17 protein-coding genes are annotated in these 22,725 nt (G+C 37.3%); 3 read left to right on the top strand and 14 right to left on the bottom strand.

The genetic code is table 11. The features are described from left to right. Positions 1 to 96 precede the first annotated feature (96 nt). Complete coding sequence (locus GQR45_RS13360) at positions 97 to 1,323, top strand: SufS family cysteine desulfurase (RefSeq protein WP_165726191.1); 1,227 nt, start codon at positions 97 to 99, stop codon at positions 1,321 to 1,323. 33 nt (positions 1,324 to 1,356) lie between these two features. After that, entirely contained in the window at positions 1,357 to 1,773 is a 417-nt protein-coding gene (locus tag GQR45_RS13355) for a SufE family protein (protein ID WP_007586879.1), read from the top strand. A 6-nt stretch (positions 1,774 to 1,779) separates the two neighbouring features. On the opposite strand, the gene tcdA is transcribed toward GQR45_RS13355, so the two are convergent. The 7 genes from tcdA to GQR45_RS13320 are packed head-to-tail and all read right to left on the bottom strand — an operon-like array spanning position 1,780 to position 9,241. Continuing rightward, the gene (gene tcdA / locus GQR45_RS13350) at positions 1,780 to 2,577 is read right to left on the bottom strand and encodes a tRNA cyclic N6-threonylcarbamoyladenosine(37) synthase TcdA (protein ID WP_024589199.1); all 798 of its coding nucleotides are present in this window, start codon (positions 2,575 to 2,577) and stop codon (positions 1,780 to 1,782) included. Next, positions 2,578 to 3,258 carry a TIGR01621 family pseudouridine synthase gene (locus GQR45_RS13345; RefSeq protein ID WP_101216485.1) on the bottom strand — a complete coding sequence of 227 codons (681 nt, stop codon included), beginning with the start codon at positions 3,256 to 3,258 and terminating at the stop codon, positions 2,578 to 2,580. Further along, complete coding sequence (gene kdsB, locus GQR45_RS13340; RefSeq protein ID WP_010552668.1) at positions 3,255 to 4,016, bottom strand: 3-deoxy-manno-octulosonate cytidylyltransferase; 762 nt, start codon at positions 4,014 to 4,016, stop codon at positions 3,255 to 3,257. Before kdsB ends, GQR45_RS13345 begins: the two co-directional genes overlap by 4 nt. Continuing rightward, positions 4,004 to 4,201 carry a Trm112 family protein gene (locus tag GQR45_RS13335; protein WP_002961789.1) on the bottom strand — a complete coding sequence of 66 codons (198 nt, stop codon included), beginning with the start codon at positions 4,199 to 4,201 and terminating at the stop codon, positions 4,004 to 4,006. Before GQR45_RS13335 ends, kdsB begins: the two co-directional genes overlap by 13 nt. Further along, on the bottom strand, positions 4,191 to 5,171 hold the full coding sequence (lpxK, locus tag GQR45_RS13330) for a tetraacyldisaccharide 4'-kinase (RefSeq protein ID WP_165726190.1): 981 nt from the start codon (positions 5,169 to 5,171) through the stop codon (positions 4,191 to 4,193). The genes GQR45_RS13335 and lpxK overlap by 11 nt, the downstream gene beginning before the upstream one ends. Next, on the bottom strand, positions 5,168 to 6,913 hold the full coding sequence (gene msbA / locus GQR45_RS13325; RefSeq protein ID WP_010552665.1) for a lipid A export permease/ATP-binding protein MsbA: 1,746 nt from the start codon (positions 6,911 to 6,913) through the stop codon (positions 5,168 to 5,170). The genes lpxK and msbA overlap by 4 nt, the downstream gene beginning before the upstream one ends. Positions 6,914 to 6,973: 60 nt before the next feature. Further along, the gene (locus GQR45_RS13320) at positions 6,974 to 9,241 is read right to left on the bottom strand and encodes a DNA internalization-related competence protein ComEC/Rec2 (RefSeq protein ID WP_165726189.1); all 2,268 of its coding nucleotides are present in this window, start codon (positions 9,239 to 9,241) and stop codon (positions 6,974 to 6,976) included. Between GQR45_RS13320 and GQR45_RS13315 the strand changes: the two genes are divergently transcribed. Beyond that, positions 9,221 to 9,727, top strand: coding sequence for a DUF2062 domain-containing protein (locus GQR45_RS13315; RefSeq protein WP_007586895.1), 507 nt, complete (start codon positions 9,221 to 9,223; stop codon positions 9,725 to 9,727). The genes GQR45_RS13320 and GQR45_RS13315 overlap by 21 nt on opposite strands. Before the next feature lie 120 nt (positions 9,728 to 9,847). Here the strand turns inward: GQR45_RS13315 and GQR45_RS13310 are convergent, their stop codons facing one another. The 7 genes from GQR45_RS13310 to GQR45_RS13280 all read right to left on the bottom strand — a co-directional run bounded on the left by GQR45_RS13310 (position 9,848) and on the right by GQR45_RS13280 (position 22,595). Continuing rightward, a complete protein-coding gene (locus tag GQR45_RS13310) occupies positions 9,848 to 11,593 on the bottom strand; it encodes a DUF3466 family protein (protein ID WP_165726188.1) in 1,746 nt (581 codons plus the stop codon). Positions 11,594 to 11,604: 11 nt separating this feature from the next. Next, positions 11,605 to 13,518, bottom strand: coding sequence for an ABC transporter ATP-binding protein (locus GQR45_RS13305; RefSeq protein WP_024607750.1), 1,914 nt, complete (start codon positions 13,516 to 13,518; stop codon positions 11,605 to 11,607). A 15-nt stretch (positions 13,519 to 13,533) separates the two neighbouring features. Continuing rightward, entirely contained in the window at positions 13,534 to 13,773 is a 240-nt protein-coding gene (locus GQR45_RS13300; RefSeq protein ID WP_007586898.1) for a glutaredoxin family protein, read from the bottom strand. Continuing rightward, positions 13,766 to 15,883 carry a bifunctional 23S rRNA (guanine(2069)-N(7))-methyltransferase RlmK/23S rRNA (guanine(2445)-N(2))-methyltransferase RlmL gene (gene rlmKL, locus GQR45_RS13295; RefSeq protein WP_007586899.1) on the bottom strand — a complete coding sequence of 706 codons (2,118 nt, stop codon included), beginning with the start codon at positions 15,881 to 15,883 and terminating at the stop codon, positions 13,766 to 13,768. The genes GQR45_RS13300 and rlmKL overlap by 8 nt, the downstream gene beginning before the upstream one ends. A 91-nt stretch (positions 15,884 to 15,974) precedes the next feature. Next, positions 15,975 to 16,505: a cell division protein ZapC gene (locus GQR45_RS13290; protein WP_007586900.1), complete on the bottom strand. Its 531-nt coding sequence runs from the start codon at positions 16,503 to 16,505 to the stop codon at positions 15,975 to 15,977. 117 nt (positions 16,506 to 16,622) lie between these two features. Then, the gene (gene pyrD, locus GQR45_RS13285) at positions 16,623 to 17,633 is read right to left on the bottom strand and encodes a quinone-dependent dihydroorotate dehydrogenase (RefSeq protein WP_010552659.1); all 1,011 of its coding nucleotides are present in this window, start codon (positions 17,631 to 17,633) and stop codon (positions 16,623 to 16,625) included. Between the two features lie 120 nt (positions 17,634 to 17,753). Beyond that, positions 17,754 to 22,595, bottom strand: coding sequence for an NAD-glutamate dehydrogenase (locus tag GQR45_RS13280; RefSeq protein WP_165726187.1), 4,842 nt, complete (start codon positions 22,593 to 22,595; stop codon positions 17,754 to 17,756). Positions 22,596 to 22,725 lie beyond the last annotated feature (130 nt).

Genomic DNA, 22,725 nt, shown 5'->3' with positions numbered 1-22,725 from the left:
AAAGGCCGCATTTTGCGGCCTTTTTTATTAACAACACTTGAGAATTATCATAAACCGATTACAATTCCTGCCTTAAAAACACTATGTAGATGAGCCATGCTTGCTTTAAAGTTTGATATAAATAAAATTAGAAACGACTTCCCAACATTAAATCAAACAATAAACGGCTGCCCGCTTGTTTATTTAGACTCAGCAGCAACCTCACAAAAGCCTCAATCAGTTATAGATACAATTACTGAATTCTATACATTTCAAAACGCTAATGTACACCGTGGACGCCATACACTTAGCGAGCAAGCAACTTATTCATATGAACAAGTACGGGATAAAACTGCACAGTATTTCAATGTATTTAGTAAAGAGATTGTATGGACTAAAGGCGCTACAGAAGCCATTAACTTGGTTGCTAACGGATTAAAAAAGCGCTTAAATGAAAGTCATACCATAATGATATCTCCGCTTGAGCATCATGCAAACATAGTGCCTTGGCAAATAGTGAGTCAACAAACGGGTGCTAAATTAATAGCGCTTCCACTAAATAAAAATGGCACGCTGAACACCAAAGAATGCTGTGAATTTATAAAAGAAACAAAACCTGCCCTGTTAGCTATTACACAAGCATCTAACACACTGGGTAATATAACCGATTTAAAACCACTAATTAGAGCTGCAAAAAACGTCAATTCTCTTGTTCTAGTGGATGGTGCACAAGGTGCACTGCATTTAAAACCCGATTTACGTGAATTAAACTGTGACTTTTATGTCTGCTCAAGCCATAAAATGCTCGGCCCAACAGGATTAGGTGTGCTTTATGGTCGATATGAGCAATTAAATACCCTTGAGATTTACCAATCAGGTGGGGAAATGATCGATAAAGTGTACTTAACTCACAGTACTTATCGTCCTGCGCCTGCAAAATTTGAAACTGGAACACCAAATATCTCTGGAGTTTTAGGCTTTGGTGCCGCATTAGACTATTTAAATGAATTAGATCACGCAAAAATTCAGCAATATGAGCAAAAATTGTTTAGTTATGCAGCTCAAAAATTGGTAAAGGTTGATGGTATTACAATATACAGCAACCTATCTGACAATATTGGTACACTCTGTTTCAACTTAAATGATGAACATCCTTATGATTTGGCAACTTTACTTGACGGGTACGGGGTTGCAGTAAGGAGTGGACACCATTGTACACAGCCATTAATGACACATTTAGGGCTTAATGGAACGCTAAGAGCGAGCTTTTGTTTTTATAATACCTATGAAGATGTAGATATATTCATTGATTCACTTAAAAAATGTATCGCTTTACTGGACTAAACGTCACTTTAATAGAATTAATTAGGATAACTCATGACAAATACGTTTAACAAAGTCACAGAATCTATAAAAAATGCGCCCGCTTGGCAGCAAAAATATCGTGAGATAATGCTTTTAGGAAAAACTTTACCTGTTTTAGCTGATGTTTTGAAGACTGATGATGCACTTGTACCAGGCTGTGAAAGCAAAGTATGGATGTTTGTTGAATTTGATTTAACAGAAAATACACTTGTTGTAATTGGTGACTCAGATACACGTATAGTAAAAGGATTATTAGCCATTATTTTAGCGCTTTACAATGGCCTCACACCAGAGCAAGTAGTGAATAAAAATGCGTATGAAGAATTTGAAAAGCTCGGCCTTATAAGCCACTTAAGCGCATCACGTGGTAATGGTATTAAAGCCATGGTTGATAAAATACAAACCATGGCACAACAAAAGCTTAGTTAGCAAAAACTAAGCTTGCGAGCGTTGTTTTTTATCTAGATATTTACGCACCGCTTTTGCCGCAACAAAAAAGCCGAAGCTTCCTGTGATCATAGTCACAGATCCAAAACCATTATTACAATCCATATTCATCGAGCCATCAGCACTTTGCTTAGCATGACATACGCTGCCATCGCTTCCTGGGTAAACCAATTGCTCTGTTGAGTAAACACAATCAATATTAAACTTACGTTTAGGATTATTACTAAAATTATACTGCTTACGCAAAATATAACGTACTTTTGCAAGTAATGGGTCTTGCGTAGTTTTAGCTACATCACCAAAAGTTATTTGGCTAGGATCTGTTTGCCCGCCAGCACCACCGGTAGTAATTATAGGAAGTTTATTACGTTTGCAATGCGCTATTAATGCTGCCTTTTCTTTAACTGCATCAATACAATCAATCACATAATCAAAACCTTGAATATGCTCTTGAATATTATCAAGCGTAATAAAGTCATCTATTACATTAACTTGGCACTGTGGATTAATAAGCTCGCAGCGCGCTTTCATTGCATCTACTTTAGCTTGACCAATAGTGCCCGTTAACGCATGAATTTGTCTATTGACGTTAGTCGCGCAAATATCATCCAAATCAATCAATGTTATTTTACCAACACCAGTACGTGCAAGTGCTTCAGCCGCCCAGCTTCCTACACCACCAATACCTACTACACAAAAGTGTGCTTCTTGAAGCCAATCAAATTGTTGATGACCATACAAACGCTTAATTCCGCCAAAACGTATATCTGTAACTTTTTCGCTCATTTACCAATCCAGTTGCCATGGCGACTGCCATGCTTGAAAATCTTGATGTTTAATTAACGCCAAATACTCATCACCATTATCGGGTAATAAAGTTAGCTGTATTTGTTCACCTTGCCATAAAAAGCTCAACGCATATGCATGTAAATAGGTACGATTTGATGGCGTGCCTGAATACATTGCATCGCCTAAAATAGGTGAGCCAACACTTTTTAGTGCCACTCTTAATTGATGCGTCTTTCCTGAGTAAGGTTTTAAAATATACCCTCTAAACCCAGGCTTATAGCTTAGCGAATAAAATCGGGTGATTGCAGGATTCAGCTTACTCGTTAGTAACTTAAACGAGCCACGGCGAGATTTAGCCATATCGCCTTTGATCCACCCCTGCTTCTTTTTCGGTTTAGCGTCACTAACCGCTAAATAAAATTTAGCAATCGCATGCTCAGTAAACATAACAGTAAAGCTGGCCGCAGCGGCTTTGTTTCGCGCTAAAATAATCAGCCCTGATGTCACTTTATCTAAACGATGAACGGCATAAAGTTTTTGCGATAATTGTTGTTCGGCTAACACAACAAAGCCGGGGCCATCTTCTGAATGAAAATTAAGACCCGCTGGCTTTTCTAAAATATAAAAATCGTTATGTGTATAAACAACTTTTAATATCTTACTTACTTGCTCACTCACACGTTTTTACTTTTAATATGCGCTATCACTTTAGCTAAGTCATCGGGCGTATCAACTCCAGCATGGGGTGCTATTTGAGCTTGCTCTATTTTGATTTTATAACCATGATACAACACACGTAACTGCTCAAGTGATTCAAGTAGCTCAAGTGGCGATACGCTCAATTCTATATATTGTTTAATAAAACCCGCTCTGTACGCATAAATACCTACGTGGCGCTGAAATGGCGCTAAATTAAGAGCACTGCTGTCATTCATCATTGTGCTTCTATCAAACGGAATACTTGCACGAGAAAAATACAGCGCATTTTTATTTATATCGCTAACCACTTTAACGGCATTAGGATTAAATACTTCATCACGCTCTTCAATAGCAACACTTAACGTTGCCATTGGTGCTGTTGAATCACTTAATAGTGCAGCAACTTGGGATACATTTTCTGGCGCAAGTAAGGGCTCATCGCCTTGTACATTAACCACAATTGTATCGCTGTCGAGATCAAGTAAATCAACTACTTCGGCTAAACGCTCAGTACCCGATTGGTGATCTTCGCGAGTCATTACAACATCACTAGTAAATAAACTTACTGCATCAAACACTTTTTGATGATCGGTTGCTATAACCACTTTACTTGCACCTGATAAACATGCTTTTTCGTAAACATGTTGAACCATTGGCTTACCGCAAATATCAGCAAGCGGCTTACCCGGTAGTCGGGTTGATGCAAAACGTGCAGGAATTACAACTACGAATTCCACTTTTCAACCTCTTCTAAAGATAACTCACGTGCTTCGTTTTCAAGCAATACTGGAATATCATCTTGAACGGGGTAAGCAAGCTTAGCTGCAGTACTAATTAGTTCGTTGTTTTCTCTATCAAAGCGTAGTTTACCCTTACAAACTGGGCAGGCAATTATCTCGAGTAATTTTGTATCAAAGGCCATTGAGTATTCCTTTTTCTTTTAATAATGAATTTAATGTGTTTATTACGCTATCGGAAGGCTCTGCATCTATAGGTAAATAATACCAATTAGGTTTTGCAAAGGACTTACATTTAACCGCGTCTTTTTCGGTCATTATAATGCAATCATCACCAAACTGAATAAAATCATCTGCTGTATAAGCATAATGATCTCTAAAGTGATGAGTCGACAATAGCTTAATATTTTGTGCTTCTAATGAGTTTTCAAACCGTTTAGGGTTCCCAATTGCACTTATTGCATGTGCGTGAGTTACCGTATGTTTTGTATCATCACCTGAATTAACTAAGCGAAGGTTACTTACTTGCAGCACGTAGCTATTATTAGCCTGACCGCCATTTTCAATTACTATATCAACACTTTGTAAGCGTTTAGTTGTTTCGCGTAGTGGCCCTGCGGGCATAACAAAACCATTACCAAAGCGGCGTTCACTATCAACAATACAACACTCAATGCTACGAGGCATTTTATAATGCTGCATCCCATCATCAGAAATAATGACATCTAGCGTATGATTTTTTTCTAATAAATCGATATTGTGTTGTCTATTAGGGCCAACAGCTATTGGGCACTTTAAACGATGGTATAAAAGTACAGGCTCATCTCCAGCCTGTTGGGCGTCAACAACTGAAGTGACTAACAGCGGGTAATTATCTGATTGCCCACCATAACCTCTACTAATAATACCCACTGATAAACCTTGCTGTGTTAAATGACTATACAGCCACAAAACAAAAGGCGTTTTACCATTACCGCCAACGCTTATATTGCCAACTACAATTACAGGCGTTTTGCACTCAAAAGATTTAAGTATTTTAGCGCTGTATAAGTATTTTCGAAATGACGATACAACCCAAAACAAAGCACTTAATGGTAATAACAGTAAAGTAATTAGACCAAATGGTTTATACCAGCTTTGCTCTATTTTGCTCACGCCTGATCACCAAACTGCATTTTGCAAAGTGCTGAATAAGTACCGTCATTTGCTAATAAGCTACTATGATCGCCACTTTCTATCACACGACCGTTATCAATAACATAAATTCGGTCACTGTTTTCAATAGTAGATAAGCGATGTGCTATAACAATAGAGGTTTTATCTTTCATTAGCGTTTCTAACGCTTGCTGAATAAGCTTTTCTGATTCGGTATCAAGTGCTGATGTTGCCTCATCTAAAATCAAAATAGGTGCATCTTTTAATATTGCACGCGCTATCGCTATTCGCTGGCGTTGGCCACCGGAGAGCATTACCCCATTTTCGCCTACCATGGTGTTTAATTGCTCAGGCAGGTCTTTAACAAATTCCCACACGTGCGCTTGTTTGGCAACTTGCTCTAACTCTGCAACAGACACATCGTGCTTTATGCCATAACAAATATTATTGGCAATCGTATCGTTAAATAACACAACTTGCTGAGACACTAAAGCAAATTGGCGACGCAGATCAGTTAATTTATAGTCCTGCAGTGCTATGCCATCAAGTAAAATTTCACTCGGTAGTTCTAAATCATAATAGCGGGGTAACAAGTTAGAAATTGTCGACTTACCTGAGCCTGAGCGCCCAACTAAAGCAATACTTTCACCCGCCTCAATCGTTAGCGACAAATCGTTTAATACGGCTTCATCTTTCGTTGGGTACTTAAAGGTTACGTTCTTAACTTCAATTAAACCTTTAACTTTATCAACCGAAACAGTGCCTGTATCTTTTTCCATTTCTTCGTCTAAAACTAAAAATATACTTTGCGCTGCAGAGATACCACGTTGCATATCACTATTCACATTGGCAAGTTGTTTTAGCGGACGAAGTAACATCATCATTGAGGCAATTAATGCCATGAAGTCACCAGATGTAATCGTATCAATCATTGATGGCAACGACACCGCCCACAAAATAACTGCCATGGCACTTGCCGCTAAAATTTGAATGATAGACACACTAAGCGCTTTAGTTGCGTCCATTTTGATACGTTGCTGACGATTATGATTATTAATTTTCGAGAAGTGATTAATCTCTTGATCTTGACCACCAAAACCATGAATAACTTTATGTCCGCTCAGCATTTGTTCTGAGCTACGGGTAACTTGCCCCATGGCAGATTGAATGTTTTTAGAAATGTGGCGAAAACGTTTAGAGACGACGGCGACAATAATAGCAACAAGTGGGATGATCACTAAAAATATCAGTGATAGTTGCCAACTGGTATAGAACATTACCGCAAGTAAAAATACAACAAATGCCCCTTCACGTACAACTATTAGCAAGGCTTTAGTAATCGCCTGTTGAACTTGTTCTGTATCAAATGTGATTTTTGAAATTAAATCTCCCGTTGAGTTTTTGTCATGAAAAGAAACGGGTAAGTGCAATATGTGCTCAAATAACTCTTGGCGTAAAGAACGTACAACTTGGGAGCCTACATAACTTAAGCAGTAGGAAGACATAAAGTTAAAAACACCACGCCCTAGAACTAACGCGATAACGACAAAAGGAGCGTACTTTAAAACTTCTGTATTACGCTGGTTCAAACCTTGATCAATAAACGGCTTCATTAATTGAATAAATAAAGCATCCATTGCTGAATAGCCTATCATCCCAATAATTGCGACAAATGCGACGCTTTTGTAGGTGCCAACATATGAGACAAGACGTTTATAAATTTGTGTAGTACTTTGATCCATAACACTCTCTAAATACAGTAACAATCTGTATTGTATCCTCCGATGAGATAAAACTAAACGTCAATCTTTGATAAACCAGTAACTTTCATGCCCTCTTGCTGTTTCTATAGACAAATTCTTTGCATAAAATTTAACACTAATTTGCCCTTCAACGCCTGTCGTAAATTGCTGAGCGTTTATTTGGTTATAACGTTCGACGACAAGAGGCTTGGGGAATTCCCATTGCCCTTTATAGGCACTTGAATGAATGACTACTTGGGGAGCAACGTTATTTATAAAATTAACACTTGATGATGTATCGCTACCATGATGCGGGCTTAACATTACTGTACTTTTCAACGATTTATTATCCGCTAATAGCGATGCTTCACGCGCCTTTGATATATCACCGGTAAGTAACACGCTATGAGTATTATCTGATACCCTAACAACGCATGAATCATCATTTTCATTTCCAAACCCTTTTGTACTAAAGCTTTGTACTTTTAATCCAGCAAAATCAATGTTTATGACTTCACATACATTATGTGTATTTTTAGGATGAAATTGTTGTAATGTTTCACCAAAGCCAGCATCTAAGAAATGTTGTAACCCTCCAGAGTGATCATTATCTTCATGACTTAGAATCGCCGTTTTCACTGTTAAATTATTTGCTTTAATATAAGGCAATAAAATACTTCGCGTACGGCTAAAGCGATTGAAATAACTGGGGCCAAAATCATAAATAAGCACTTGTTTATCTTTTTCAATTAATGCCATAAGTCCATGCCCAACATCAAATACATGTAGTTGCCACTTAGACTTTTCTGTTAGCCAATAATTTAATAAAAGCGTTATTGCTGGAATAAAAGCGAGCCATTTATAAGGAAGAAAATAAAACATCAACATAATAATATAAGTAAAAACGACAAATATTGAGTCAATTCTGCCAGTCGTTATCCATCTTAACGATTCTGGTATTTCATTAAGCAATTTAAATAGCGCATATAAGCCTGTATCAAACAGGTTTATTAAAATACTTATATCTAAGAAAATACTCAGTAATGTAAAAACAATTAAAAAAGGTAAGATAATGATTGAAAGCAGCGGTATAGCAATTAAGTTTATTATCAAACCTGCAATACTTACCCCATTAAAAAAATAGAGTGAAAGTGGCAATAAACCAATAAATAACGCTATTTGAATAACAAACAGTGAAATAACTTTGTTTTTTATGCGAGTGTTTAATATTGGTAATTTATTAATAACTGTAAAAATGATAGCAACAGCTAAAAATGAAAAGTAGAGACCTGGATTGAGTAAATTAAATGGGTTAACAATAAGAACGATAACCAAGGCAAATAAAATGCTCCGCCAACGCAGCGGCTGCTTAGCAAGAAAATACAATAATAAATAACAACCCAGCATGATAAGCGCTCGCGTTGCCGATACTAAAAAGTCACTTAAGTACACATAAACCAAGGCTACTAAAAATCCGCATGAACTGTAATAAAGAGTCAGGTTGAATGATTGCCCGATCGAAGAATTAATTTTTTCAAAAATGAATCGAGTAAATAGATAACCGAAGCTAAAAATCAAACCAATATGTAACCCCGATATAGCAAGTAAATGACTTAGCCCAAGAGATTGCATTAATTGTTTATCAGCGTAGCTCATCAAAGATTTTTCACCGCTAAGCAATGCATAATAGAGCCACTGTAATTTTGTATCCGTATAAGTGTTTTTAAGGAAGTGCTGATAATCTAAAATTATGCTTTGTTTGTCGCTATTTATAATATTAAGATTTTTATTAAGCACTTTACCTTTAAATAATATTCTACTTATAAAAGCATAACGTTCATTATCAAATACATTAAAATTTTTATTACTACGAAAATGTTTTAAATGAATTAAAGCAGAAAATTCATCACCTACTATTAAAGGCTGTGCAGAATTAACACTGAGCATTGCTTTGGGTGCTCTAAAATCCGAAAAATCACTCCCTTCTAATGCCACTATTTTAACTTTAATATATTGAGGTTTTTTGTCAGAAATAACCTCTTCAACAATTAATGTAGAATCAAGTGCATACTTTTCATCCGGTTTTGGTATTTCAAAACTATAAAAAACGTAAAAATGCAGACCAACGAAGCAAATTGCACAAATAAAGCCTAACAATACATTTAAAAACGGCTTAAAATAAGCGCTCACTATAACAATGAAAATTGTGAATACTGTAAATTCGAGAGTTTGATAATAAAATACGGTTGCTATACAGCCAATTACAAACCCAAGACTTATCCACACTGATGTAAATGGTTGCTTTAAATGGCTAAAAAAACGATCCAAAGATTTTTACCTGATCCAAATAAAATTAGACATCATAAATCACTAAGAATATTTGGACGCCTTTTACAAGATGCAAATCTTTGGCATTTAAATAGACGTTCTGCTCGAGGTGCATTTGCAGTCGGGTTATTTTTTGCTTTCATCCCTGTTCCTTTTCAAATGGTTTTAGCAGCAGCCGGCGCTATATTATTTAGAGTTAATTTACCTATCTCAGTAGCATTAGTATGGCTTACAAACCCTCTAACTATGCCACCTATTTTTTATGGCTCATACTTAGTGGGTACATTAATACTTAATCAGCCTGAGCAACACTTTGTATTTGAAGCTAGTTGGTCTTGGTTTCTTGAGAGCATAGAAACTATTGGTCCTGCATTTTTACTAGGTTCGTTAGTATGTGCTTCTATTGCATCAATTATCGGCTATTTTGGTATTGATATTATTTGGCGCCGTTCTGTTAAAAAGGCATGGTTATCGCGAAATAATTAGTAGCGTTAAAGCTAAATAATAATTATAAGATTCATGGCAATCCTAATCTTATAAAATATTATAGACGAAAAAAAACCAACTTTATTAAGTTGGTTTTTTTATAATCAATATTATTAAACTTTAAAAGCGAAATATACGTCTTAAGCCAACTAATGGTAATAGCAATAATGTATACCAAGGAAAGCTAGCAGAGTTACGCTCATACACTTCTGCTTCTACTGGAGCACAGTTTTCTACTTCACCATTTGCAATTGGCGTTAACTTAACCGCAACTGCAATACTTTCGTATTCAATTTCACCATTGATATCAGTTACAACACCGCCTAAAGAATCAAGTTTTTCAACTGTCTTAGTCGCAGTACCAAATATTTCATTATTTTCATTGATAGCTGTTGCTTCAACCATTGAGTAAGCGTAGTCAGTTTCGCCATCAGTGTCATAACAAGGCAGTAAATCATTCAAATTAGTGATTTTATCTTCACCAATTTTGTAAATAAAGGCTTCTTTGAGTCGTGAACTATCAGATACACCCACTTCCCCTTCGCCTACAATATATCCTTGATTATTTATATCGTTGCCATAAGAACTTGAACTTGAAAAATAATCAGTTGGAAAAACTGTATTACCTGTTTCGATGTCATGATAGAAGAATTTATTACGAAGAGTGCCTTCAATACGCTTTGTCGCATAACCTGTAATTACATCATTATCATTAATAGCGATTGATTTACCAGCCTGCCAATCGTCTTCTTGATTAATAAAGTCAGTGACTGCACCGTCTTTAAAATAGACTGGCATTGTAAGAATCGTATCATCATTTTTGTAATAACGCGTATTTGATGAACCTACAATTGTACCGTTGTTGTTCACTGCTAAAGCAGTACTCGTAAATGCGTCATCTTCCGTTTCACCTTCATCAGGTGTAAGTGCCATACCAAGCTCTTCAACAGAAATAATATTTAACGATTCATCAAGTTCCCATTTAACAGCACGCTTATTAAATAAGCCTCGTGAAATATTAGAATTTAATAAGTTGATACACACTGACGTTGGTTCGTCTTCATTATCACAGTTATCATCAATATTATCTTGTCTGTCATCAGGAATACTTGTAGAGATATTACCTACAACAGTGTAACCACTATTTGTTTTGACTATATCGTTAGCCCGGCTTGTGCCGCCATATTCATTAAACTCAGGCTCTAACTCAACACTTATACTGCCATCAGCACTTATTACAATCCCACGTTCTATAAACTCATGTGTGAACCACGTTTCTGCATCATCTTCACCATCAGGTGTAAAAGACACTTTATCGTAAGGAGCACCGCCCCAACCAACAGTAACGCCGTCTTCACTTACAGCATTAAAAAGGTTAATAGTTGAACGCGTTAAGCCATCATAATCAACAGATGCAACATCAAATAACGGTTGCTCTGTTACTTGTGTGTCATTGTACTTTATGCCAACTAATGAGCTTAATTTTTGATATTCAAAATTTGTAGAAATTGAAGATAAAAAACTAACCATGAAAGTATGTGCATCAGAATTAGTAAGTACTGCATCATTATTTTCAATGTCATCAAGTGTAAAGGTAATCTCTTTATCACTTAAATCAAATGCAGCCTCTGTATTATCGTAGCTATTTTCAATAATATTTTCAGTAAAATCTATATAGCTGATATCAATAGGTAAATTGTATAAACCATTTGCGAAACCAATAATATGCCCGCTTTCGCTTACATCTGTTACATAAGAATATTTAGCGTCTTCAAGAGTCCCTAATTCACTTAACTGGTACGTAGCACTTGTTGCTGAAGTGCTTAATGTCGCTAAAATAGTGGCAGCGAGTAATTTATATTTCATTTTAGTCCTTACTACTGATTCTGTAATTCTTCAAGTTCTTCCCAGCGCTCAAGTGCAGCTTCAAGGTCAGACTCAAGTTGTGCCAAATGGTTCAATGCTTTAGTTGTTACATCACTCTCTTGTTTAAAAAAGTCTGAGTCACTAACTACAGCTTGTTGAGCTTCAATTTCAGCTTCTAGTTTTTCCATTTTATTCGGTAGTTGCTCTAATTCAAGTTTTAATTTGTAAGAGAGTTTATTTGTTTTAGCTGCAGGTTTAGCAACTGGGGCAACTACTTTTTCAACTTTTTTTACTGGTTGCTGCTGCGTTTTTTTTTCTTGTTCAGCTAAATAGTTAACGTAAGCCTCATAGTCGCTATAGCCACCTACAATATCTGTAACTTTACCGTTACCTTCAAACGCCCATACACTTGAACATGTATTATCAATAAATTCACGGTCATGGCTTACAATCAGCACTGTACCTTGGTATTGATTAATGATGTCCTCTAGTAACTCTAACGTTTCAATGTCTAAGTCATTTGTTGGCTCATCGAGAACAAGGATATTAGACGGTTTTAAAAACAATTTAGCTAATAGTAATCTGTTTTTTTCACCACCAGAGAGTGCTTTAACTGGGGTTCGAGCACGTGCTGGCGGGAATAAAAAGTCTTGTAAATAACCTAAAACATGACGTGAACGACCGCCCATCATCACTTCTTGTTTACCTTCGGCAACGTTATCTTGAACTGTTGCTTCTTCATCAAGCTTTTCACGATATTGGTCAAAGTAAGCAAACTCTAAATTAACACCTTGCTTAGTTATGCCGCTATCTGGTTCTAAATCACCAAACATTAGCTTTAATAGGGTTGTTTTACCAATACCATTTGGGCCTACTAGACCGATTCTGTCACCGCGCATTACCAGTGTAGAAAAATCATCAGCAATAACTTTGTCTTTAAATGCATGACAAAGATTCTTAGCTTCAAATACTAACTTACCAGAGCGATCTGCTGTTTCAATATTGAAATCAGTTTTACCAACTTGGTCAACACGTTGCTTACGCTCTGTACGAAGCTGTTTTAACTCTCTAACACGTCCTTCGTTACGCGTTCTACGCGCTTTAACACCTTGGCGGATCCATGTTTCTTCTTCGGCTAAACGCTTATCGAACAATGCATTTTGGCTTTCTTCAACTTTTAAATCATGGGCTTTTTGCTCTAAGTACGTAGCGTAATCACCAGGGTACGAAATAAGCTTACCACGGTCTAAATCTAAAATACGCGTAGCAACAGCGCGAATAAACGCACGGTCATGCGATATAAATACGATTCCGCCCTTAAACTCTTTTAAAAATTGCTCAAGCCACATGACGCTTGCCATGTCTAAATGGTTTGTTGGCTCATCAAGTAATAATAAATCAGGCTCACTAACAAGTGCACGTGCAAGTGCTACTTTACGTAACCAACCACCAGAAAGAGACTCAAGTTTAGCTTCTGGCGTTAATTCTAATTGTGTTAGCACTAATTGAATTCGGCTATCAAAGCGCCAGCCATCAGCCGCTTCTAATTGATTTGATAAACGTTCAAGCTTGTTTAATAACTTATCAGTACACACTGTTTGCAACTCATTACTTACATGATGAAAATCAATTAGTAAGTTTGCAATCTCAGGCATACCTTGCGCAACGTAATCAAATACAGTGCCATTTGCGCCTTTTGGTGGATCTTGTTCTAAACGAGAAATTCTAATCCCGCCTAGCTGATTTATTTCACCATCATCTAATACAACTTCGCCATCAAGCACTTTTAATAGAGTTGACTTACCCGCGCCATTTCGACCAACAACACACACTCTTTCGCCACTTTCTATAACGGCATCTGCTTTGTTAAGCAAAGCATGCGTACCAAAAGCAAGTTGTGCTTTTAAAATTCTAATTAAATCCATAGTTCTTATTTGCTCTTATTCTGCTTGTGCTAAAAATTCGCGCACAGTGTGTAAAGTAAAAGGCCAAAATAATTGCTCGCCTTTTTCACTTTTTAATACAGGAATAGTAATTTGATACTCAGCTATAAGCTGCTCATCAGTCATAATATCGATTAGTAATAACTCACTCGTATTACTAAGTACCTCAGTGATAAGTTGCTCAGCTTGCTCGCACAAGTGGCAACCATCAGTGTGGTATAAAACCCATTTAGCCATGTGTGATTAACCAGCTATTATGGATTTTTTTATTACGTTTAAAGTCTGGTGATAACGTTTTATCTGAAATATTAATGGCTTTTAAACCTAAACCAATCAGACCAACTTCATCTATCACAAAGCCACGTTTGTTATTAGAGAAAATTAAGGTACCTGATGGGCTTAAAATCTTTTTAACCCACGTTAATAATTTAATGTGATCGCTCTGTACATCAAACGCGTCTTTCATACGTTTTGAGTTTGAAAACGTTGGTGGATCTAAAAATATCAAATCATATTGCGCCGTTGCGTGCTCTAACCATTTTAAACAATCTGCTTGTTCAAAACGGTATCGTGTATTACTAATACCATTTAAATCAAAGTTATCTTGGCCCCATTTTAAGTAGGTCTTTGATAAATCGACTGTAGTAATGGCTTTGGCACCACCAAGAGCAGCATGTACAGAAGCTGTACCTGTGTATGCAAAAAGGTTTAAGAAACGTTTATCTTTAGCATTTTCTTGAATATAACGGCGCATTAAGCGATGGTCTAAAAACAAGCCTGTGTCTAAGTAGTCAAATAAATTAACTTTGAACTTAGCACCAAACTCTTCAACAACCATAGTACGGTTTTGTTTAGACATAGCGGTGTATTGATCTTCGCCCTTCTGCTTTTTACGTACTTTTACAGCAATGTTTTCAGGTGAAATCTCAAGCTGTTGAGCCGTTAAACTTATTACGTCTTGCAGGCGTTTTTCTGATGTTTTTTCATCAATTTCTTTAGGCGCTGCATATTCAAAAATTACAGCAGAGTCACCATAAATATCTACAGCAACATTGTATTCAGGGATATCTGCTTCATAGACGCGATAAGCATCTATTTTATTTTGTTTAAGCCAGTTTTTTAAGCCTTGCTTATTTTTTTTCAATCTATTTGCGAATGACGTTGAGCCTTCAAAATTGAGTGCTTTTTTGTCATCTGTGGTCAAACTTACTTGCTTGTCATCTAATTGATATAAGTTAAGTTCTACATCAAGCGGGCCATTTTTAAATTTATAACGCTTGAGGCGCACAAGTTTTAAAAGTTTAAATAAGCTCTCGTCCATACCCAATAAGGCAAGTTTCCAGTGATTGAAGTGCTTTTTAAAGCCAACGCCTAAATTACGGTGTAAATCAACAAGCTCAGCCATAGAGCCAATACGCTCACCATAAGGTAAGTTTGAAATTACAACACCCGGTAATTTTGCAACAGCTGTAAGTTTAGTTGCATCACTTTGCTTAAACTTAATCACGTCGTCAAGCTCGGCTCGTTTAGCATTATCAATTGCTTTACTTAATACTTGCTCATCGTAATCGTGGCCAATTAACCACAATTTAGGATCAGTAATATTAGCGAGTAACTCTTCTTTAAGCTCTTTAAACTTAGCGGCTCTAAAACTGGGTAAACGCTCAAAAGCAAAACCTTCACGGAATAATCCTGGCGCTTCGTTTCGCGCCATACCGGCAGCTTCTATCAAAATAGTACCCGCACCACAACATGGATCGAATAAAGGCTGTTTTACATTTTCAAGCCAGCCACTTCGCTTAATTAATGCAGCAGCTAAGTGCTCTTTAATTGGCGCTTTACCTTGGCCTTGGCGGTAACCACGTTCTGACAAACGAGGACCTGAATAGTCAATATACATCGATACGCCGTAACGATTTAATCGTGCAACTACGCGCACGTTAGCATCTTGCTTATCAACGTTAGGACGTTGCTCGTATAAATCATTAAAATAGTCAACAATCGCATCTTTGATTACAAGCCCCGAAAATTGCGTGTTTTTTAATGAGTCATTGGTACCGTTGAAGTCGACAGCGAATGTTTGCGTAGGTCCAAACCATTCTTGCCAAGGTTGCGAGCGCGCAAAATTATACAGGCTATTTTTGTCATCTACGCCTTCTTTTTCTTCAATAAGCATAAGCACACGCGTTGCAAAACGAGTTGATAAACAAACCTTTTGCGCAAGTAATGAGTCAGCCTCAAAACGAACAGAACCAACAGTTTGCTTAGACACGGTTGCGCCAAGTTCTGTTAGTTCATCAACCAATAAATTTTCGATTCCGATAGAAGTAAGTGCGATAAATTGCAAAGTAATAACCCTTAATAGCTAATTGCGCAGGATTATAACATAGGTTGGGCGACAAACACGCCATAAAGACACGCTTAAGGCTTAAATTTGGTTAGGCGGTTTGACTTTGATATTGCTGATTTAGAATGGGGTGTACTCGATTATTCAAAATACGGATTACTTCAAATTGCGCTAAAGATAAGTTTTCGTCTAATTTAAAGGTTTCACTTAAATTCAAACAAATAGATGCATCAGGACAATGCTCTACAATTAAAAAATCACCTGACTGCGCTTTAGATGTTAATTTTACTATTGCCTCTACGCTTGGCTCTGTCCCTGTGTATTCTTCAAAAAACCAACTTTTTGCTAAAACGGGTTTTAAGTGATACTTAACAGCAGTTGCATTTAATGATATTTGACAAATTTGAGCCGCAGACCACAATTCAAATCCATCCAGATAATTATAAACTTGTTCGTAAAATGCAGCATCTTCGAGACTAAAACGTGGATTTTTAAAAACAGAATCGGTGAGCTGTCTTAACTTATAAGGCGTGCATAATTGCATGTCGTCATTTAAATCAAGTAACAAACGATTTTTATCAGGACAAGTAATCCACTGCCATTGCTTTGATGCTTGTAACATTTACTCCTCCTTGGGTGTATTGAATAATTATTGCTCAGAGTATAACCGCTTTTGACCACTTTTAAAATGTTTGCTTAGAACATTTAGCTAACGATCAAAAGCTTAGATAACTGATCCTTATAAGCCGTTAACGATCGACTTTACCAATTGTGGACCTTTGTAGATGAACCCAGTATAAACCTGAACTAAATTTGCGCCTGCATCTAACTTTTCTTTTGCAGATGTAGCATCATCAATACCGCCGACTCCGATGATTGGTAGCTTACCTTGTGTTAAGCGTTTTAGTTCACTTACTACCTCTGTAGAGCGCATTCTAACAGGGTGACCTGATAAACCGCCCGCCTCTTGTGCATATTGCTGCCCCATGACTGCGGCTCGTTCAAGCGTTGTGTTTGTGGCAATTACACCATCAATTTTATTATTTAAAAGTGACTCACTTACTTGTTCTATTTGTATTTGATCGAGATCCGGTGCAATTTTTACAAGCATAGGCACTTGCTTATTATGCTTTGCAATTAAATCTAACTGTTCATTTTTAAGACTTTGCAATAAATCGTCAAGTGCAGCACCATATTGTAAATCACGAAGCCCTGGGGTATTTGGTGATGAAATATTTACCGTAATGTATGAGGCATGCTCAAATACTTTACGCATACAATGAATATAGTCATCTTTACCTTGCTCGTTAGGCGTATCTTTATTTTTACCAATATTGATACCGAGTATGCCACTGTACTTTGCTGCTTTTACATTTTCGACTAAATTATCAACACCTTTATTATTAAAACCCATACGGTTAATAATTGCGTTTGACTCTGGAAGTCTAAAAATACGTGGCTTATCATTACCAACTTGAGGACGCGGTGTAACCGTTCCAACTTCAATAAAACCAAATCCCATTTGGCTAAATGCATCTATACATTCTGCATTTTTATCCAGGCCAGCGGCAAGCCCTACTGGGTTTTTAAATTCAAGACCTAAAAAGTTTACGGGTTTATCTGAAACACTTTGTGACCAAGCTATATTTAGAGGCGTATTAGCAAAACGACGAAGATTATTAAGTGCAAACTCATGCGCCCACTCCGCATCACGGGTAAACATAAAACGGCGAGCTAAATCATAAAACATCAATATAATCCTCTTTTTAAATTTCAGACAAAAAAATACCTCAGACAAGGCTGAGGTATTGTATAACAATTTTAACAATCAGTTATTTATTTAGTAAACAAATAACTGATTAAAGCTAAATTATTTTCCTGATGTATCACAGTTGTGACTTAATAACATAAGTTCACGAAGTGCAACTGAGAACTTAGCAAAGTCATGGCTTTGTGATGTTTTAAACTCAGCCAACATTTGTTTCCAACGCTGAAGTAATAAATCTTGGCTATCCATCCACTCATCTATTTGGCTATCAACATCGCTCTCGTCACCTTCAAAGCTATTTAGCACCACTTCAGATAACGTACGTTGCTGCCAATCAAGCTCTTCACGGTAAGATGAACGAGCAAGTGCTTGCCAATGATTTGCTACTGGTTGCTTAGTTATTTGCTCTAAGAACCAATGCAGACCCATTCTCGCGCCTAGTTTAAAGTAAGTATTCGATACCATCGAAATACTCTTACCTGAATTATTAGCAACCTCAGCTAAATCCATCACAGAGAATAAGCTTGATAACGAAACAATACGCTTAGCTATATCTGCAGGAACGCCGGCATCAATTAACTTATTAGCTTCAATTACAATACGGTCATTTTCTTTTTCAATCATGTATGTATTTAAATTATCGCTTAAATCTTTAAACGTTGGCGCAAAGAATTCAATTCCTTGTTCAATCGTTTGTGACTTATTACGATGACGTAAGAACCAACGCGTAGTACGGCGAACAGTACGACGAAGTTGGTAAAGCATTTCAGTTTGTACCGCTGCTGGTATTTTATTATCCAGTGCGCTGATAGAAGACCATGTATCGCGCATTTCAAATATTTCGCTAGCAATTGAGTAACACATTGCAATTTCAGCTTCGTTGGCACCGGTTTCTTCATGCATACGTACCATGAAGTTTAAACCCATATCATTAACGATACTGTTAGCAAGTTTAGTTGCAATAATTTCTTTACGAAGTGGATGGTTGTTCATCGCATCGTTAAACTTCTCACGTAGAGGACGTGGGAATGACTTCACAAGCAATTGACGATAGTAAGGGTTTTCAGTAATTTCATCACTTACTAAAGACTCTTTTAATACCATTTTTGCGTACGAAACTAGCACTGAAAGCTCAGGGCGAGTTAAGTCTTTACCTGCTGCTGCACGTTCTGCCAATTCTTCATCACTTGGAATGAACTCAATAGCACGGTTTAACTTGCCATCTTTTTCAAGTGCATGAATAAAGCGAATCTTTTCTTTAAGCGTGGAAGTACCTTTAGACTGCGTAATTGAAATAGTATGTGTTTGTCGGTAACAGTCTTTTAATACTAATTCAGATACTTCATCTGTCATTGAATAAAGTAGCTCATCACGTTGTTTACGTGTTAAGTCGCCTTCAGCAACCAAGCCATTAAGTAAAATCTTAATGTTAACTTCGTTATCTGAACAGGCAACGCCCCCTACGTTATCAATAAAGTCAGTATTAACACGACCACCCTTAGCTGCAAATTCAACACGACCTAATTGAGTTGCACCTAAGTTACCGCCCTCACCAATTATTTTAGCGCCTAAATCTCTACCATTGATACGTAGTGCATCGTTTGCACGATCCCCTACATCTGCATCAGTTTCTTTAGAGTTTTTAATGTATGTACCAATACCGCCATTCCACAGTAAATCGAACTCCATCATCAATGAAGCTTTCATTAACTCATTTGGGGTCATACTTGCTTTTTTAGTACCCAACATTTTTTTCATTTCTGGGCTGAGCGTAATTGATTTAGCAGCACGAGAGAAAACACCACCACCGGCAGAAATTAACTCTTTGTTGTAATCTTCCCAAGATGAACGCGGCATATTAAATAAACGTTCGCGCTCTGGGTAAGAAGTAGCAGCATCTGGGTTAGGATCAACAAAAATGTGCATATGGTTAAAGGCAACTTGTAAACGAATATGCTTAGATAACAACATACCATTACCAAATACATCACCAGCCATATCGCCTATAGCTACCACTGTAAAGTCAGTCGTTTGACAATCGATATCCATTTCACGGAAATGTCGTTTAACTGACTCCCATGCGCCTTTAGCTGTAATACCCATTTTCTTATGATCGTAACCAACCGAGCCACCTGATGCGAATGCATCGCCTAGCCAGAAATTGTATTCATTAGCTATGCCGTTTGCGATATCAGAGAAAGTAGCTGTACCTTTGTCGGCTGCAACAACTAAGTAAGCATCATCTTCATCGTGGCGAACAACATCGCGAGCTGGCACTACTTCACCGCGCTCTATGTTATCTGTAATATCTAGAAGACCACGGATAAAAATTTTGTAACACTCTTGGCCTTCTTTTATAAACGCTTCGCGCTCACTAGGTAATTGTTTACATACAAAACCACCTTTAGAACCAACAGGTACTATTACTGTATTTTTAACTTGTTGAGCTTTAACTAAGCCAAGTACTTCAGTACGGAAATCTTCACGACGGTCAGACCAACGCAGACCACCACGCGCTACTTTACCGTAACGTAAATGCACACCTTCAACGCGCGGAGAGTATACAAAAATCTCAAACGCAGGAAGAGGAAGCGGTACATCAGGAATTAAGCTAGGCTGTATTTTAAACGAGACATAAGACTTAAACTGACCTGCATCATCTTTTTGGAAATAGTTAGTACGTAGCGTCGCAACAATCATATCTACATATAAACGTATAATGCGGTCATCATCAAGGTTTGCTACATTTTCAAGTTCTAAGTAAATTTGCGTACTTAACTTTTCAAGTGTTTTAGCACTTGCTGGGCTCTTAATTGAGAACTTTTTAGCAAATAAATTAACAATTTGCGCTGCAATGTTTGGATAATTTGCAAATGTGCTTTCAATGTAACTTTGTGAGAACGTTACACCAATTTGACGCATATACTTAGCGTAAGCACGTAAAATAGAGGCTTCGCGGCCAGTTAAGCCACCCATTAACACTAAACGGTTAAAACCATCATTTTCAAGGCGGTTGCCCCACACATTTGTTAATGCAGCGCGAAAACGTGCTGAAATTTTATCAAAGTCTGCCATCCCTTTGCTGTCAATAAGCATCGAGAAGTCCATGATCCAGTTAATACGACCATCGCTAGTTTTAACTGAATATGGTGTTTCACCAACAACGCGCAGACCAAAGTTTTCAAGCATTGGCATAACATCAGATAAGTGAATTGGCTCATCTTTATGGAATAAGCTCAATCGTACAATATTACTGTTTGCTTCTTCTTGAGGACGGTAGAACAGCATTTCTAGCTTGTTTTCATCGCTAAGTAGTTCTAACTTTTCGATATCAACAACCGCAGCACTTGGAAGCACCTCGTCTTTGTATGAGCGTGCAAACGCATTACAGTATTTACGATTTAAATCGTTACCACGTGCTTCACCCGCAGACTCTAAAAGTGCAGATTGAAGTTTATCTTCCCACGTACGTGCAGCTTCTACTAAATTGTTTTCGATGTCTTTCACGTTATATTCGATCTTGTTGTCGGTCACACGAACGGTGTAATGAGTACGCGCCAGTGTTGACTCAGAGAAATAAGTAGTAAATTCGACTTTATCGTCAGAATTAAATGCATTAGCTAATATATCTTGCGTTTCACGACGAAGAGCCGTGTTATAGCGTTCGCGAGGAACATAAACCATGCAAGATAAAAAGCGACCATACGCATCTTTACGTACAAACAAGCGACACATATCGCGCTCTTGTACTTGTAAAACACCCATAGCAACTTCAAGTAGCTCACTTTCGCGCGCTTGAACTAGCTCATCACGTGGGTAGGTTTCTAAAATATTTAAAACAGCTTTGTAAGCGTGTGTACCTTTAGCAAAATCACACATTTCCATAATGCGGTTAATTTTTCTTTTTAAAACAGGCACATCAGTAGCACTATTATTGTAAAAGCTTGATGAGAACAAACCAATAAAGCGGTCTTCACCAATTACATTGCCTTCATCGTCAAAACGCTTAATGCCTACGTAATCAATATAGGCTGGACGGTGAACGCGAGAAACAGAGTTAGTTTTTGTCAAGATCAGTAGGTTGCTGCTGCGTGCTTCTTGGCGAGCAACTTCTGGTAATTCTGATAATAATCGTGTGTGTTCTTCAGTAGAGTTTTTCATCAAGCCAAGGCTTGATTCCATTTTACCTTTTAATTGGTAATCACCTTGAACTGGGCTTAGCTCATATTCACGGTAACCCATTAGGGTAAAGTTATCTTTCGCTAACCAATCTAAAAACTCAGTTGTTTCTGAAACTTCTTCTGTCGTTTTATTATGATGACGTTTAGGTAACTCTTTGGTTACTGCAATCAATTTTTTACGAATTGGCTGCCAATCATCAACAGCAACTGACACATCAACAAGAACCGACTCTAACTCTTTCTTGAAAGACTCAATCACAGAAGAATCTGTTTGACGGTCAATTTCAATAAAAAATACTGTTTTAGTAGATGAGGATTCTTGCTCTGCTTTTAAGTTTGATAATCCAGAAATTTTAGCGTTTTCATCGCGCTTAATTTTTAATGGGCAGTGAAGTAATAAGTGAGAGGCGATATTTTCACGAGTCATGGCCATACGAACAGAATCAACTAAAAACGGCATGTCTTTAGTAATAATCTCTACGATTGTATGTGATGACTGCCAGCCATCTTTTGCCACTTCGGGGTTGAAAACGCGGATAACAGCGTCGTCGGTAGTATTTTTTTCTAGCGAGTTCCAAAGGCTTAATGCTGCGCCATATAGGTCACTATCGTTGCGGTTTGCCAAATCCTCTTTAGACATATTGCTGTACAAGGCTTTGGCGAATTTCTCAACGAGTAACACATTATCAGCGCGAACTTTTTTCTGGATCAGCTTACAGACATTATCTAGGATAACCGAGGCTTGGCCTTCATTTTGTGTCATTGTATGTTCCTTAATCTATTACTGCTCAGGAGCAGGAATTTGTACAGCTATTCATTAGCGTGGAGTCAATTAAATTCTAACCCTTTTACAGCTAATAAACAGCCTTTTCGATGAAAACATTTTAAGCATT

The organism is Pseudoalteromonas sp. SA25 (assembly GCF_011378705.1).
Classification (GTDB): Bacteria; Pseudomonadota; Gammaproteobacteria; order Enterobacterales; family Alteromonadaceae; genus Pseudoalteromonas; species Pseudoalteromonas arctica.
The sequence above is the reverse complement of the archived record's forward strand: the minus strand, read 5'-3'. Positions and strand labels throughout refer to the sequence as shown.